17 protein-coding genes are annotated in these 13,375 nt (G+C 66.7%); 2 read left to right on the top strand and 15 right to left on the bottom strand.

The window, feature by feature from the left end:
* Nucleotides 1–12: 12 nt before the first annotated feature.
* The 12 genes from VXM69_RS24915 to VXM69_RS24860 all read right to left on the bottom strand — a co-directional run bounded on the left by VXM69_RS24915 (nt 13) and on the right by VXM69_RS24860 (nt 9,664).
* Complete coding sequence (locus VXM69_RS24915) at nt 13–1,065, bottom strand: MucB/RseB C-terminal domain-containing protein (RefSeq protein ID WP_034186503.1); 1,053 nt, start codon at nt 1,063–1,065, stop codon at nt 13–15.
* A 5-nt stretch (nt 1,066–1,070) separates the two neighbouring features.
* Nucleotides 1,071–1,688 (bottom strand): sigma-E factor negative regulatory protein, encoded by a 618-nt coding sequence (locus tag VXM69_RS24910; protein WP_034186502.1) that lies wholly within the window; start codon nt 1,686–1,688, stop codon nt 1,071–1,073.
* Nucleotides 1,689–1,774: 86 nt separating this feature from the next.
* Nucleotides 1,775–2,374: an RNA polymerase sigma factor RpoE gene (gene rpoE, locus VXM69_RS24905; RefSeq protein ID WP_006490873.1), complete on the bottom strand. Its 600-nt coding sequence runs from the start codon at nt 2,372–2,374 to the stop codon at nt 1,775–1,777.
* Between the two features lie 91 nt (nt 2,375–2,465).
* Entirely contained in the window at nt 2,466–2,930 is a 465-nt protein-coding gene (locus tag VXM69_RS24900; RefSeq protein WP_069245555.1) for a hypothetical protein, read from the bottom strand.
* An 11-nt stretch (nt 2,931–2,941) separates the two neighbouring features.
* The gene (gene fabF / locus VXM69_RS24895; protein WP_034186500.1) at nt 2,942–4,174 is read right to left on the bottom strand and encodes a beta-ketoacyl-ACP synthase II; all 1,233 of its coding nucleotides are present in this window, start codon (nt 4,172–4,174) and stop codon (nt 2,942–2,944) included.
* Nucleotides 4,175–4,338: 164 nt separating this feature from the next.
* Nucleotides 4,339–4,578 carry an acyl carrier protein gene (gene acpP, locus VXM69_RS24890; RefSeq protein WP_004197638.1) on the bottom strand — a complete coding sequence of 80 codons (240 nt, stop codon included), beginning with the start codon at nt 4,576–4,578 and terminating at the stop codon, nt 4,339–4,341.
* A 144-nt stretch (nt 4,579–4,722) separates the two neighbouring features.
* Nucleotides 4,723–5,472 (bottom strand): 3-oxoacyl-ACP reductase FabG, encoded by a 750-nt coding sequence (gene fabG / locus VXM69_RS24885; protein WP_034186499.1) that lies wholly within the window; start codon nt 5,470–5,472, stop codon nt 4,723–4,725.
* Nucleotides 5,473–5,508: 36 nt separating this feature from the next.
* Entirely contained in the window at nt 5,509–6,441 is a 933-nt protein-coding gene (gene fabD / locus VXM69_RS24880) for an ACP S-malonyltransferase (protein WP_226251698.1), read from the bottom strand.
* A gap of 83 nt (nt 6,442–6,524) precedes the next feature.
* Entirely contained in the window at nt 6,525–7,514 is a 990-nt protein-coding gene (locus VXM69_RS24875; RefSeq protein ID WP_367189387.1) for a beta-ketoacyl-ACP synthase III, read from the bottom strand.
* Nucleotides 7,515–8,621, bottom strand: coding sequence for a phosphate acyltransferase PlsX (gene plsX, locus VXM69_RS24870; protein WP_034186496.1), 1,107 nt, complete (start codon nt 8,619–8,621; stop codon nt 7,515–7,517).
* Between the two features lie 129 nt (nt 8,622–8,750).
* Nucleotides 8,751–8,930, bottom strand: coding sequence for a 50S ribosomal protein L32 (gene rpmF / locus VXM69_RS24865; RefSeq protein WP_006051932.1), 180 nt, complete (start codon nt 8,928–8,930; stop codon nt 8,751–8,753).
* Nucleotides 8,931–9,028: 98 nt separating this feature from the next.
* Nucleotides 9,029–9,664, bottom strand: a complete 636-nt coding sequence (locus VXM69_RS24860; RefSeq protein WP_034186495.1) for a DUF177 domain-containing protein — start codon at nt 9,662–9,664, stop codon at nt 9,029–9,031.
* Nucleotides 9,665–9,894: 230 nt separating this feature from the next.
* Here VXM69_RS24860 and VXM69_RS24855 point away from each other — a divergent pair, with 230 nt between their 5' ends.
* Nucleotides 9,895–10,527 (top strand): Maf-like protein, encoded by a 633-nt coding sequence (locus VXM69_RS24855; RefSeq protein WP_124670462.1) that lies wholly within the window; start codon nt 9,895–9,897, stop codon nt 10,525–10,527.
* Nucleotides 10,524–11,246: an SAM-dependent methyltransferase gene (locus tag VXM69_RS24850; RefSeq protein ID WP_034186493.1), complete on the top strand. Its 723-nt coding sequence runs from the start codon at nt 10,524–10,526 to the stop codon at nt 11,244–11,246. The genes VXM69_RS24855 and VXM69_RS24850 overlap by 4 nt, the downstream gene beginning before the upstream one ends.
* Before the next feature lie 61 nt (nt 11,247–11,307).
* Here VXM69_RS24850 and VXM69_RS24845 read toward each other — a convergent pair whose 3' ends face one another.
* From VXM69_RS24845 to VXM69_RS24835, 3 genes are read right to left on the bottom strand one after another with little or no spacing between them, the layout of a single operon-like run.
* Nucleotides 11,308–12,300, bottom strand: a complete 993-nt coding sequence (locus tag VXM69_RS24845; protein ID WP_367189386.1) for a S49 family peptidase — start codon at nt 12,298–12,300, stop codon at nt 11,308–11,310.
* Between the two features lie 12 nt (nt 12,301–12,312).
* Entirely contained in the window at nt 12,313–12,714 is a 402-nt protein-coding gene (locus tag VXM69_RS24840) for a Rieske (2Fe-2S) protein (protein WP_367189385.1), read from the bottom strand.
* A complete protein-coding gene (locus tag VXM69_RS24835; RefSeq protein ID WP_049030461.1) occupies nt 12,711–13,370 on the bottom strand; it encodes an HAD-IA family hydrolase in 660 nt (219 codons plus the stop codon). Before VXM69_RS24835 ends, VXM69_RS24840 begins: the two co-directional genes overlap by 4 nt.
* Nucleotides 13,371–13,375: the final 5 nt, after the last annotated feature.

Here is a 13,375-nt window from a genome sequence, read left to right as displayed (position 1 = left end):
GAAGCCGTAGCGTTACTTGGAAGCCTTGTATTCTATGGCAGACGCGAACTGCTGCAACGTGGCCGGCGGCACTTCGCCGAGCACGGTGATCCAGTAGTCGCCGCGGCGCTTCACGAGAACGTGCGTCGCACCGGTGCTGCCCGCGCCTTCCTTGCGCGTATTCTTTTCGGCCGGCTCGATGAACACCGAGATCGTCGCGAGACCGTCGGTGAAGACGGCCTGATCGACCGCGATCGGCGGGTCGCCTGCATCGCGCGCGGCCATCGGCCGGCGCACTTCACGAATCTTCTGGAAGCCGGCAACGCTCGGTGCGAGCTGCCAGCCCTGCGCTTCCATGTCGACCGTCGCGACCGGCGGGCGCACGACCGTCCAGCCGCTCAGGTTGCGCATGCCGGCCGCGATCGCGGCCTTGTCGCCGTTCGCGCCCCCCGTTTGCAACTGGGAGAACGCAATCTGTTCGAGCACGTGATCGTTCGCATCGAGCGTCTGCGAACGCAGCAGCAGCCCGGTGCGCGCGTCGGCCCACAGCTTGTACGTGAAACGGTACGCATCCTTCGGCACGAGCTCGACGACCTGCGCGTCGATCCCGGCCACGCGGTCCTTGCCGAGCGACTTCGCGTCGTAGACCGACATCACGTGCTCGCCGCTCGCGCCGAGCAGCGCGGGGAACGAGTCGCGCGTCTGGCGGCGCTCGACCACGCACAGCTTGCGCTCGGGCACGAACGTGTACAGCTCGTCGTTATGCCGCAGCAGCTTGCGCGGCTTGCCGTCGAGCGTCTCGATCCGCTCGAACTCGCCGTCGCGGGACGCGACGTGCGCGATGCGCGACGACTGGACATACCCGCCGCGCTGGTAGACGAACGTGCCTTCGTAACTCTGCTGCTGCGCCGCCTGCTGGACGCGGTCGAGCCAGTCCGCGGCGCCCTTGCGGGTCGCGACGGGATCGTCCGGTTGCTGGGCGCTGGCAGGAAGGGATTGAACGGACAACAGGGCGGCTGCGCAAAGCAGGAGGGCCGGCAGCCGCTTCCACCCGGAGATGGCGTGATTCAACTGCAATGTCCGCATCGGGTTTATTGGCCTGGCGTGGTGGTCACGGCTGCGCGGATCAGCGGCATCGAACCCGTGACGACGGGCTGCTGCGCGAATTGCTGGTGCGCTTCAAGATATTGGTCGAGGCTCGCGTCGCGAATGATGTTGACGTCCTGCAAGCCCGGCTGGGCCGATGCCTGCGCAACCGTCACGCGCTGCAGGTTGCCGCCTTGCTGCGCACCGGCCGATGCGACCTGGACGGCGCCCGGGGCACCGGCCGTCTGCATCTGCGGGACGACGATCCACGTCAGCGTGGCCGCCGCGGCCGCGACCGCGAACGCGGGCACGACACGCCGGCGCAGCGACAGCAGCTTGCGCGCGACCGGCGCCGCCGCCGGCGCGAGCAGGTGCGGCTCGCTGTCGAGCGCAGCCGACATGCGCGCGGTGAACGCGACGCTCACGGCGGGCGACAGCGCGAGCTCGTCCGAGCGCAGCGCATCGCCGATCAGGTGGTAATGGGCCCACGCAGCGCGATCCGCGCGGTCGAGCTCAGCCAGAAACTGCCCGTGGTCCGGGCCATCGAACATTTCGCCGTCGACCAGCGCGGAAAGGCGCTCGCCGCGCGAGCACGCTTGCGATTGCGTATTGACCGACCCCATGATGCTCCCCATCTTGCACACCCCGTCGTGACTTCACGACTCTATCCGTAACTAGACCCCGACCCGCGTCGTTACGCCCATCGCGCTTACCAGCGCTTGCCTTCGGGCGTATCGAGCAGCGGACGCAACTTGGCAGCGATTGCTTCGCGCGCGCGGAAGATCCGCGACCGGACCGTCCCGATCGGACAGCCCATCATTTCCGCGATCTCTTCGTAGCTCAGGCCCTCGATCTCGCGCAGCGTGATTGCCTGGCGCAGTTCCTCGGGCAGCAGAGCCATTGCAGCGTTGACCGTCTCGGCAATCTGCTTGCTCATCAACATCGACTCAGGCGTGTTGATATCCCTTAGTTGGTCTGCGTCGGAGAAAGTTTCCGCTTCCTCTGCATCGGCCTCGGTCGAGGTCGGTGCCCGGCGGCCTTGCGTCGCAAGGTAGTTCTTGGCCGTATTGACGGCAATCCGGTACAACCACGTATAGAACGCCGATTCGCCGCGAAATTGCGGCAGCGCACGATACGCCTTGATGAACGCGTCCTGGGCCACATCCTCGACCTCGGCGGGATCCCGCACGAGGCGCGAGATCAGCCGAATGATCTTGCGGTGGTATTTGGAGACCAGGAGTTCGAACGCCGCCTTGTCGCCCTTCTGTACGCGCTCGACCAGAGCCTGATCGATTTCTTTTTCACTCACCTGACAAATCCGTTAACTAGGGATGCAACGCGGAGCGCTATTGTAGCGTTCCGGCGCCGGCCGCTGGTTACGGTCGGTAACCGTGCCGCGGTCATGCCCGCCCCGCCGCGCCCGCGGTTCTCGCCAGCACGGACAGCGCGCTGAACGATGCCGCGTCGAGCGCATCGGCCGGAATCAGCAGCGGCCGGGCCCGCCGGGCACCCTGCCCGACCGACAGCACCAGCAGCAGGCTGCTCCAGTGCGCATGGCCGGTCACGCGGCCACGGGCCAGCAGCCGCCCGGTGCGGCCAAACGCCGCAATCTCCCCGAATGCATCGATCCGCAGCTCGGCCGGCAGCCGACGCGCACCGGCCCGCGCCGCGCACACGGCCAGCAGCGCGGCCGTCGCGGCCGACACGCATGCGCCGGCGGCGGCGCCCGCGCGCGGCGCCCAGAACAGATAGGCCGACGCGGCAGCCGATGCGACGAACACGGCCAGCACGAGATACGAGACAGCCGAGGCCCGCAACGCAAAGCGCTGCGGGCGCCCGGCCGGCATGTCGAATGGACTCGTCAAGCGATTCAGCGTCAGACGCGCTTGAACACCAGCGTGCCGTTGGTCCCGCCGAAGCCGAAGTTGTTCTTCACGGCGACGTCGATCTTCATGTCCCGCGCGGTGTTCGCGCAGTAATCGAGATCGCACTCGGGGTCCTGGTTGAAGATGTTGATGGTCGGCGGCGACACGTTGTTGTGCAGCGCCAGCACCGTGAACACCGATTCGAGGCCGCCCGCGCCGCCCAGCAGGTGGCCCGTCATCGACTTCGTCGAGTTCACGACGAGCTTGTATGCGTGCTCGCCGAAGGCCGCCTTCACCGCGTCGGACTCGTTCTTGTCGCCCAGCGGCGTCGACGTGCCGTGCGCGTTCAGGTACTGGACCTCGTCCGCGTTCATGCCGGCGTCGCGCAGTGCCGCGACCATGCAGCGGCGCGGGCCGTCCATGTTCGGCGCGGTCATGTGGTACGCGTCGCCCGTCATGCCGAAGCCCGAGACTTCCGCATAGATCTTCGCGCCGCGCGCCTTCGCCGCCTCGTACTCCTCGAGCACCATCACGCCGGCACCCTCGCCCAGCACGAAGCCGTCGCGGTCCTTGTCCCACGGACGCGAGGCGCTGGCCGGATCGTCGTTGCGGGTCGACAGCGCACGCGCCGCCGCGAAACCGCCGATGCCGAGCGGCGACACCGTCGATTCGGCACCGCCCGCGACCATTACGTCGGCGTCGCCGGCCTGGATCAGGCGCGCGGCGAGGCCGATGCTGTGCAGGCCGGTCGTGCAGGCCGTCACGGCCGCGAGGTTCGGGCCCTTCAGGCCGAACATGATGCTCAGGTGGCCCGAGATCATGTTGATGATCGAACCCGGCACGAAGAACGGCGAAATCCGGCGTGCGCCGCGATCGACGTAGGTCTGGTGCGTGTCTTCGATCATCGGCAGGCCGCCGATGCCGGAACCGACCAGCACGCCGATGCGTTCCGCGTTGGCTTCGTTCACTTCCAGCCCGCTGTCCCGGATGGCCTGGACGCCGGCGGCGATGCCGTAATGGATGAACGTATCCATGTTCCGGGCTTCCTTCGCCGGAATGTACTCCTCGGCGCTGAAACCCTTCACTTCGCCCGCGAAATGGCAGGCGAGGTTCGACGCATCGAACTTCGTGACGGTGGCGATACCGGACTTGCCGGCGACGAGATTGGCCCAGCCGTCGGCAACATTATTGCCAACAGGCGAAATCAGCCCCAGGCCTGTAACAACAACACGACGGCGGCTCACGGTAACCTCTTTTCCATTATTGGATGACAAAAACAAAAGCCACAGTGGCCACAGGAACCAGCCCTGCGAGCCCTGTGGCTGTTAGTCCGTCCGGCGCGAAGCCGGCAGGATGGCGCGTCAATCGCGAAGATCGCGGCGACGTGGCGGACAAGCGCGAAAGGCGCTTACGCCTTGACGTTTGCGCGAGCGTAGTCGATCGCTTGCTGAACGGTCGTGATCTTCTCTGCTTCTTCGTCCGGGATTTCCATGCCGAACTCGTCTTCCAGAGCCATCACCAGTTCGACCGTGTCGAGCGAGTCGGCGCCCAGGTCGTTCACGAACGAAGCTTCGTTCTTGATCTCGGCTTCCGCGACGCCCAGTTGCTCAGCGACGATCTTCTTGACACGTTGTTCGATGTTGTCCATTACCCCTCCGAGGGAAAGTTCAGATTTACAAGTGCGCGCATTTTATCAGGTTTGCTGACGCCAAAACGCGCGTTGGCTTGATGGTCGATCAAGCGCCTATCCGCCTGAAAATCGGGATACGGCGCGGATGGTAAACGAAAACCGTTACGACATGTACATGCCGCCGTTCACGTGCAACGTCGTGCCGGTGATATAACCGGCCTGCGGCGATGCGAGGAACGCGACGGCATGGGCGATGTCCTCCGGGCTGCCGAGGCGGCCGAGCGGAATCTGGGTCTTGAGCGCGGCCTGCTGTTCTTCCGGCAGCGTCTTCGTCATGTCGGTATCGATGAAGCCCGGCGCGACGCAGTTCACGGTGATGCCGCGGCTGCCGATCTCGCGCGCGAGCGCACGCGTCATGCCCGCCACGCCGGCCTTCGCGGCCGCGTAGTTGACCTGACCCGGGTTGCCGGCCGAACCGACCACCGACGTGATGTTGATGATCCGGCCGCCGCGCGCCTTCATCATCGGGCGCAGCACCGCGCGCGACAGGCGGAACACCGATTTCAGGTTGGTGTCGATCACCGCGTCCCAGTCCTCGTCCTTCATCCGCATCGCGAGCTGGTCCTGCGTGATGCCCGCGTTGTTGACGAGCACGTTCAGCGCGCCGAATTCCTTCACGGTCGCATCGATCAGCGCCTCGGCGGCCGCTGCGTCGTTGACGTTCAGCACCGCGCCGCGGCCCGTGACGCCCGCCTCGGCGAATGCCGCGCTGATCGCGGCGGCGCCCGATTCGCTCGTCGCCGTGCCGATCACCGTCGCGCCCAGGCGCGCCAGTTCGAGCGCGATCGAACGGCCGATGCCGCGCGACGCGCCGGTCACGATCGCGACCTGTTTATCGAGAGTCTTTTCCATGAATCGAATATCCGTTTCTTGAAAAAAGGCGCCGCGTCAGGCGGTCACCAGCTTGAGGGCTTCGTCGAGCGATGCCGGATCGAACACCGACGCACCGGTCAGGTTGCCGTCGATGCGCTTCGTCAGGCCGGCGAGCACCTTGCCCGGACCGCATTCGATCACGTGCGTGACGCCGGTGCCGGCGATGTGCCGCACGCACTCGACCCAGCGCACCGGGCCCGCGGCCTGGCGCACCAGCGCGTCCTTGATCGCGGCCGGATCGCTGATCACGGCCACGTCGATGTTGTTGACGACCGGAATCTGCGGCGCCTTCACGTCGACGTTCGCGAGGTAGTCGCGCAACTGGTCCGACGCCGGCTTGAGCAGCGACGAATGGAACGGCGCCGACACCGGCAGCGGCAGCGCGCGCTTCGCGCCCTTCGCCTTCGCGAGCTCGCACGCCTTTTCGACCGCGGCCTTGCTGCCCGCGATCACGACCTGCGCGGGCGCATTGAAGTTCACCGCTTCGACGACGCCCGCTTCCGCGGCTTCGGCACACACCGCGCGCACGGTGTCGTCGTCAAGGCCCAGGATCGCGGCCATGCCGCCCTGGCCGACCGGCACGGCCGTCTGCATCGCCTGCGCACGGAAGCGCACGAGCGGCACCGCGTCCTTGAACGCCAGCGCACCCGCGGCGACGAGCGCCGTGTACTCGCCGAGGCTGTGGCCGGCGACGATCGACGGCGCCGGGCCGCCTGCCTGCTGCCACGCGCGGTAGCACGCGTAAGCGGCGGTCAGCATCACCGGCTGTGTATTGGTGGTCAGGTTCAGCTCTTCGGCCGGGCCTTCGGCGATCAGCTTGCCGAGATCCTGATTGAGTGCATCGGACGCTTCCTGAAGCGTCTCGCGCACGACGGCCAGATCGGCGAATGCGTTGAGCATGCCGATCGCCTGCGAGCCCTGCCCCGGAAAAACGAATGCAAATTTCATATCGTCCCCAATTGAATCGATTCGGACGGCGCGCACGAACGGCGCGCCGGTGGGATCCGCGCGCAGCGGTCGCGCGCCGCGGATCAGAAGCGGAAGACCGACGCGCCCCAGGTGAAGCCGCCGCCGACGCCTTCGATCAGCACGTGCTGGCCACGCTGGATGCGGCCGTCGCGCACCGCGGTGTCGAACGCCAGCGGGATCGACGCGGCCGACGTGTTGCCGTGCTGGTCGACCGTCACGACCATGCGCTCCTGCGGCAGGCCGAGCTTGCGGCAGGTGCTGGTCATGATGCGGATGTTGGCCTGGTGCGGAATCAGCCAGTCGATCTGTTCGGGCGCGAGATTCGCCTTGGCGAGCGCCTCGATCGCGACCTTTTCGAGCACGTTGACCGCGAGCTTGAACACGGCCTGCCCGTCCATGTACAGGAACGCGCTGCCCTCGATCACGCCGCGGTTGACGTTGCCCGGCGTGCAGAGGATGTGCGAATAGCTGCCGTCGGCATGCAGCGCGCTGCCCAGCACGCCCGGCTCCTCCGATGCGGACAGGATCACCGCGCCCGCGCCGTCGCCGAACAGCACGCAGGTCGTGCGGTCCTTGAAGTCGAGAATGCGCGAGAACGTCTCCGCGCCGACCACGAGCGCCGTACGGTGCTGGCCGCTGCGGATGAAGCTGTCGGCCGTTGCCATCGCGTACGCAAAGCCCGAGCACACGGCCTGCACGTCGAACGCCGCGCCGCCGTTCTTGATGCCGAGCTTGTTCTGCAACAGGCACGCGGTGCTCGGGAACACGAAATCGGGGGTCGAAGTCGCGACGATGATCAGGTCGATCGACTGCGGATCGACACCGGCCGCCTCGATCGCACGGCGCGACGCCTCGAGCGCGAGATCGCTCGTCGTGACGTCGGGCGCGGCGAAATGGCGCGCATGGATGCCCGTGCGCGCAACGATCCATTCATCGCTCGTCTCGATGCCTTCCTTCGCAAGACGATCGGTCAACTGCTGGTTCGTGACGCGGTCGGGCGGCAGGTAGCTGCCCGTGCCGAGCACGCGGGAATAGAGAGTCGATTGGGCCATTTATGCTTTAGAGGATTGCGCAGCGGAAGGTTCGGCGTGTTGGCCTGCGGCCGGGCTTGCCTGGCCCGCGCCACCCGCGTCGTGTTCGCCATCGCCGAGCGACACTGAATTATCCGCCATCGCGCGCGCGAGGCGCTCCAGCACGCCGTTTTTGACGGCATCATACCCGCGTTTGATCGCCCACTCAAACGCGTAGGCGTCGGCCGAACCGTGGCTCTTGATCACGAGGCTCTTCAGCCCCAGCAACGCCGCGCCGTTGTACTGGCGGTGGTCGACGCGCTTCTTGAAACGCATCAGCACCGGCAGCGCGAGCAGCGCCATCAGCTTCGACATCAGCGAACGGCCGAACTCCTCGCGAATGATGTCGGACAGCATCTGCGCGAGTCCTTCCGACGTCTTCAGCGCGACGTTGCCGACGAAGCCGTCGCACACGATCACGTCGACGGTGCCCTTGTAGATGTCGTTGCCTTCCACGTTGCCGCGGAAATTGAGCGTGCTGGCGCGCAGCAGCTCGCCCGCGCGCTTGATCGTCTCGTTGCCCTTGATGACCTCCTCGCCGATGTTCAGCAGGCCGATCGTCGGACGCTCCTTGCCTTCGAGCGCCGCCACGAGCGCGTGCCCCATCTCCGCGAACTGCAGCAGGTGCTGCGGTTCGCAGTCGACGTTCGCGCCGAGGTCCAGCATCATCGTGTAGCCGGTCGGGTTCGGCAGCGCGAACGCGATCGCGGGCCGCTCGATGCCGGGCAGCGTCTTGAGTACGTAACGGGAAACGGCCATCAGCGCGCCGGTATTGCCGGCGGAGATGCAGGCCTGCGCCGCGCCATCCTTGACGTGATTGAGCGCGACACGCATCGAAGAATCCTTCTTCTTGCGCAGCGCCACTTCGACAGGGTCGTCCATCGCCACGACTTCGGTGGCGGGAACGATGGTCAGCGCGGGATCGTCGAGGGCTTTCAGCTTCTTCAGCTGAGCGCGGATCGCGCTTTCGATGCCGACGAGCATCAGGTGCGCATCGGGATGCGCGCGGACGAACTTGACTGCCGCGGGAACGGTCACGGACGGGCCGTGGTCGCCTCCCATGCAATCGATTGTGAGCTTTACGGTCATGGAATGCGACGAATTTCAGGCACAAAAAAGCGGCAGTAGAATGCCGCCTTTTTGTTGCGCCAGGAAAGTGTCAAGCGAACCAGTTGTCACGCGAACGGCAAACGTAGCGCGCAACGCGTGACTTGACGCTTAGTCGTTCTTCGTCTTGACGACTTTCTTGCCGCGGTAGTAGCCGTTCGGGCTGACGTGGTGACGCAGGTGCACTTCACCCGTGCTCGGCTCGACTGCCAGCGGCGCTGCCGTCAGGAAATCGTGCGAACGATGCATGCCGCGCTTCGACGGCGACTTCTTGTTTTGCTGGACTGCCATGACTAACTCCTAAATAATTTTCCGGATTCTAACACAGCCCGATCCGGCGCTTAACTACCCTGGCCCAAAGCCCTTACGCCTTCCCGCGCCACAACTGCTTAGTGTTTCTTGTTGCCGTCACCGCCCTTCTTCAACGCTTCCAGCGCTGCGAACGGATTCGGCCGTTTGCCTTCGTCCCCGGCTTCGTCGGACTCTTCGTCCGACTCTTCCGCGGGACCGCTCGCACCCGACACGAGGCTTTCGTGAACTGCCGGGCAAACCTCGTGCTTGGGCACGAGCGGCAACGAAAGCAGCAATTCCTCTTCGATCAAGTCGACGAGATCGAACTGGCGTGAGCCCACGATCACATCGGCTTCATCGTCGTCGAGCGGAAATTCTTCAGCTTCTTCTTCGGTCGCGACGATCCGGTACGTCATGTCGACGTCGAACGTCTGGTCGTACGGCGTCATGCAGCGCTGGCACGTGAGCCACGCATGGCCATGCACCGCGAGGCGCAGGTACGGCTGCTGACCGTCGGCGCCGTCGTCCTGCAGTTCCTTCTGCGTGAACCCTTCCGCCTGCCATGTGAAGACCGTGTCGCGATCTGGCGCGTCCGCCGGCACTTCGTTTAACATGCGCGGCAGTTGCGAGAGATGCACCGCACCGGCTGCCTGCCGCCCGCTGCGGGCGAACTCGAACAGGTCGACCGCGCGCGGATCGAGCGCCGCCGCAGGTTTGCCAGAAGAAGTGTTCATGTGCGCTCCCGCCTACAGGCTGACTTGCGGATCCGGCTTGGTACCGCTCGCGTACGGCTCATCCGCGGATGACGTACTTTACTTCCGAAGACCCGGCAGGCGCCACCACTGCGGAAGCCTGCCGACGAAAAGCGGGAAAGCATACCTGTTTTACCTTTTGCGGTCAATCACTTAAGCTTGCGTCCGCGCAACGCCGCGCCACACCTGAAGACTCACCGATCCAACCGACCATGCCGGATACCGTTTGCCGCCCGCCGCGGCTGATTCTCGCCTCCAGTTCCCGCTACCGCCGCGCGCTCCTCGAGCGCCTCGGCGTGCCGTTCGACGTCGTGTCGCCCGACCTCGACGAGACCCCGCTCGACGGCGAAACCCCGGCCGCGACCGCACTGCGCCTCGCCGGCGCGAAAGCGCGCGCCGTCGCCGCGACGATCGACGCACCCGATGGCGTGCTCGTGATCGGGTCGGACCAGGTCGCGACCTTCGACGGCCTTCAGATCGGCAAGCCCGGCACGCACGAGCGCGCGCTCGCGCAGCTCGTGTCGATGCAGGGCCGCGCGGTCGAATTCCACAGCGCGCTGTGCCTGTACGACAGCCGCACGGGCGAAGCGCAGGTCGAGGACGTCGTCACGCACGTACGCTTCCGCTCGCTGCCCGAAGCCGAACTCGACGCGTACCTGCACGCGGAAACCCCGTACGACGTCGCCGGCAGCGCGAAATCCGAAGGGCTCGGCATCGCGCTGCTCGACGCGATCGACTCAGACGACCCGACCGCGCTGGTCGGCCTGCCGCTGATCGCGCTCACGCGGATGCTGCGCGCCGCCGACTACCCGCTGTTTGCAACCACCCGTGGAGACCGCGCATGACCGCCGGCACGCTTTACCTCGTCCCGAACACGCTCGGCGAAGGCGACGAATCGATGCTTGCCGCCGTGCTGCCCGCCGCCGTCCAGGCGCGCGCCGGCACGCTCGGCTATTACATCGGCGAGAACGCGAAAACGACGCGCGCGTTTCTGAAGAAGATCGGCACGACCCGCCCGATCCAGGAAATCGAGATCAGCGAGCTGAACGTCAATACGCCGGCCGGCGCCATCGACCGGCTGCTCGCGCCGATCCTGGCCGGCGCGGACGCCGGCCTCGTGTCGGAAGCCGGTTGCCCGGCCGTCGCCGATCCCGGCGCGCTGCTGGTGCGCCGCGCGCACGAGCGCGGCGTGAAGGTCGTGCCGCTCGTCGGGCCGAGTTCGATCCTGCTCGCCTTGATGGCGTCGGGCCTGAACGGCCAGAGCTTCGCGTTCAACGGCTACCTGCCGGTCGATGCGGCCGCGCGCGCGAAACGGCTGCGCGAACTCGAGCAACTGTCGCGCAAGGCGCGCCAGACGCAGATCTTCATCGAAACGCCATACCGGAATCACGCGATGCTCGACACGCTGATCGCGACCTGCGCGCCGTCGACGCAGATTTGCGTCGCGGCCGACCTGACCCTCGCGACCGAAACGATCGCGAGCCGCACCGTGACCGACTGGAAAAAGGCGCCCGCGCCGAATCTGCACAAGCGTCCCGCCATCTTCCTGCTGCTCGCGAACTGACGCGTCAGCCGGCACAAGCCGGTGGCACGAAGGCGGGCCGTCGCGGCCCGCCGCCAGCCGGTCAGCGCAGGCTGACCGACGCGCCGACGGCCGTCAGCGCCTTCATCGCGGCGCCGCCGACGGCCGCGCCGAACTTGCGCGCGACGCGGTTCGTCAGGCTTTCCTTCACCGTGTAATCGACGAGGTCCGGCGCCTTCAGCACGTCGCGCGCGACCGTGTCGGTGGTGCCGTAGCCGTCGGCGAGCCCGAGCTCGACGCTCTTCTCGCCCGTCCAGAACAGCCCCGAGAACAGGTCGGGCGTCTCGTGCAGCCGCTTGCCGCGGCCATCCTTCACGGCCTTGATGAACTGCGCGTGCACCTGGTCGAGCAGCGCCTGCGCGTGCGCGTCCATCTTCGGCGTCTCCGGCGAGAACGGATCGTAGAAGCCCTTGTTTTCACCCGACGTATGCAGGCGGCGCTCGACGCCGAGCTTGCCCATCAGCCCGGTGAAGCCGAAACCGTCCATCAGCACGCCGATCGACCCGACGATGCTCGCCTTGTCGACGAAGATCTTGTCGGCCGCGGCCGCGATGTAATAGCCGCCCGATGCGCACATGTCGGTCACGACGACGTACAGCGGCTTGTCCGGATGCTTCGCGCGCAGCCGCCGGATCTCGTCGTAGACCATCCCGGCCTGCACGGGGCTGCCGCCCGGGCTGTTGATCCGCAGCACGACACCGACCGTGCCGTCGTCGTCGAACGCGGCGTCGAGCGCCGTGTTGATGTCCTCGGCGTTCGCGTTGACGCCGGCCGCGATCTCGCCGTCGATCGTCACGAGCGCCGTGTGCCGCCCGCTCGACGAGAACTTCGAATCGCTCGAGAAATCGATCAGCGCGAACGCAAGCAGCACGAACACGCCGAGGAACGCGAAGCGGAAGAAGATTTTCCAGCGCCGCGCCGCGCGCTGCTCCTTGACGGCCGCGAGCGCGATCCGTTCGAGCGCCGCGCGCTCCCAGTTCGGTTCACGGCTGTCGGGACGGGAGGAGGATTCCGGGGAATTCGGTTGGTCGGCCATGCAGTGGTGTCGTCAGTCGGTCGTGGCGGAAGTGGCGGGATGCAGGTCGGCATCCGGCACCCAGAATACCGCACGGCCGTCGGGCGTGTCCCGTTCGTCGACCTCGACCGGGCGCAGGTGGCCGCCGCGGCACGGGCCGCCGACACACTTGCCGGTGTCCGGCGCATAGATCGCGCCGTGCGTCGCGCACATCAGGTAAAGGCCCGACGACTCGAAGAACTGCCCTTCGGCCCAGTCGAGCTCCATCGGCACATGCGCGCAGCGGTTCAGGTAGCCGTACGCGCGGCCGTCGTAGCGCACGAAGAACACGACGGCCTGCTCGCCGCGCAGCGTCGCGTCGACGCGCACGCCGGCGCCGCCGTCGGCCAGCGCATCCGATGCGCACACGCGCACGGCGTCCGGCGCCGCGCTCATGCGTGCTCCCTCAGCCATTCGGCCAGCGCACCGACATCGGGCGCGACGAAGCGAGGCGCGAGCGCCGCCAGCGCATCGGCCGTATGCGCGCCATACGCGACACCGACACCGGCCGCCCCGGCGCTCGCGGCCATCTGCAGGTCGTGCGTCGTATCGCCGATCATCACGGTGCGCGCCAGATCCTGCCCCAATTCCCGCGACAATTCGTGCAGCATCGCCGGGTGCGGTTTCGAGAACGTCTCGTCCGCGCAGCGCGTCGCGTCGAACAGGCTCGTCAGCTTCGACTGGTCGAGCACGCGGTTCAGCCCCACCCGCCCCTTGCCGGTCGCCACCGCGAGCAGGTAGCCCGTGTCGCGCAGCTCGGCGAGCAGTTCGCGCACGCCGGCGAACAGCTCGATGCGCTGGTCGTCGAGCAGATAGTGATAGCGGTAGCGCTCGGCGAGCCTCGCGTACTCGGACGGATCGAGGGTCGGAGCGGTAATCTGCAGCGCGTCGCGCAGGCCGAGGCCGATCACGTAGCGCGACGCCTCGTCGGACGGCGTGGGCAGGCCGAGATCGCGGCACGCGGCCTGGATGCTGTGCGCGATGTGCGCAGTCGAATCCATCAGCGTGCCGTCCCAGTCGAAGACGATCAGGTCAAATTGCTGTCGAGCCATGCGGT

Source organism: Burkholderia sp. Ed8 (assembly GCF_040761425.1).
Classification (GTDB): domain Bacteria; phylum Pseudomonadota; class Gammaproteobacteria; order Burkholderiales; family Burkholderiaceae; genus Burkholderia; species Burkholderia seminalis.
Note: the sequence above shows the minus strand (reverse complement) of the source record. Positions and strands in the feature narration are given on the sequence as shown.

What these genes read in the sequence shown, in the direction of transcription:
- fabG (WP_034186499.1), bottom strand. Translation starts at nt 5,472, where the DNA reads ATGGAAAAGACTCTCGATAAACAGGTCGCGATCGTGACCGGCGCGTCG.
- plsX (WP_034186496.1), bottom strand. Translation starts at nt 8,621, where the DNA reads ATGACCGTAAAGCTCACAATCGATTGCATGGGAGGCGACCACGGCCCG.
- VXM69_RS24860 (WP_034186495.1), bottom strand. Translation starts at nt 9,664, where the DNA reads ATGAACACTTCTTCTGGCAAACCTGCGGCGGCGCTCGATCCGCGCGCG.
- VXM69_RS24840 (WP_367189385.1), bottom strand. Translation starts at nt 12,714, where the DNA reads ATGAGCGCGGCGCCGGACGCCGTGCGCGTGTGCGCATCGGATGCGCTG.
- acpP (WP_004197638.1), bottom strand. Translation starts at nt 4,578, where the DNA reads ATGGACAACATCGAACAACGTGTCAAGAAGATCGTCGCTGAGCAACTG.
- VXM69_RS24845 (WP_367189386.1), bottom strand. Translation starts at nt 12,300, where the DNA reads ATGGCCGACCAACCGAATTCCCCGGAATCCTCCTCCCGTCCCGACAGC.
- fabD (WP_226251698.1), bottom strand. Translation starts at nt 6,441, where the DNA reads ATGAAATTTGCATTCGTTTTTCCGGGGCAGGGCTCGCAGGCGATCGGC.
- VXM69_RS24915 (WP_034186503.1), bottom strand. Translation starts at nt 1,065, where the DNA reads ATGCGGACATTGCAGTTGAATCACGCCATCTCCGGGTGGAAGCGGCTG.
- VXM69_RS24855 (WP_124670462.1), top strand. Translation starts at nt 9,895, where the DNA reads ATGCCGGATACCGTTTGCCGCCCGCCGCGGCTGATTCTCGCCTCCAGT.
- VXM69_RS24850 (WP_034186493.1), top strand. Translation starts at nt 10,524, where the DNA reads ATGACCGCCGGCACGCTTTACCTCGTCCCGAACACGCTCGGCGAAGGC.
- rpmF (WP_006051932.1), bottom strand. Translation starts at nt 8,930, where the DNA reads ATGGCAGTCCAGCAAAACAAGAAGTCGCCGTCGAAGCGCGGCATGCAT.
- VXM69_RS24875 (WP_367189387.1), bottom strand. Translation starts at nt 7,514, where the DNA reads ATGGCCCAATCGACTCTCTATTCCCGCGTGCTCGGCACGGGCAGCTAC.
- VXM69_RS24910 (WP_034186502.1), bottom strand. Translation starts at nt 1,688, where the DNA reads ATGGGGTCGGTCAATACGCAATCGCAAGCGTGCTCGCGCGGCGAGCGC.
- VXM69_RS24835 (WP_049030461.1), bottom strand. Translation starts at nt 13,370, where the DNA reads ATGGCTCGACAGCAATTTGACCTGATCGTCTTCGACTGGGACGGCACG.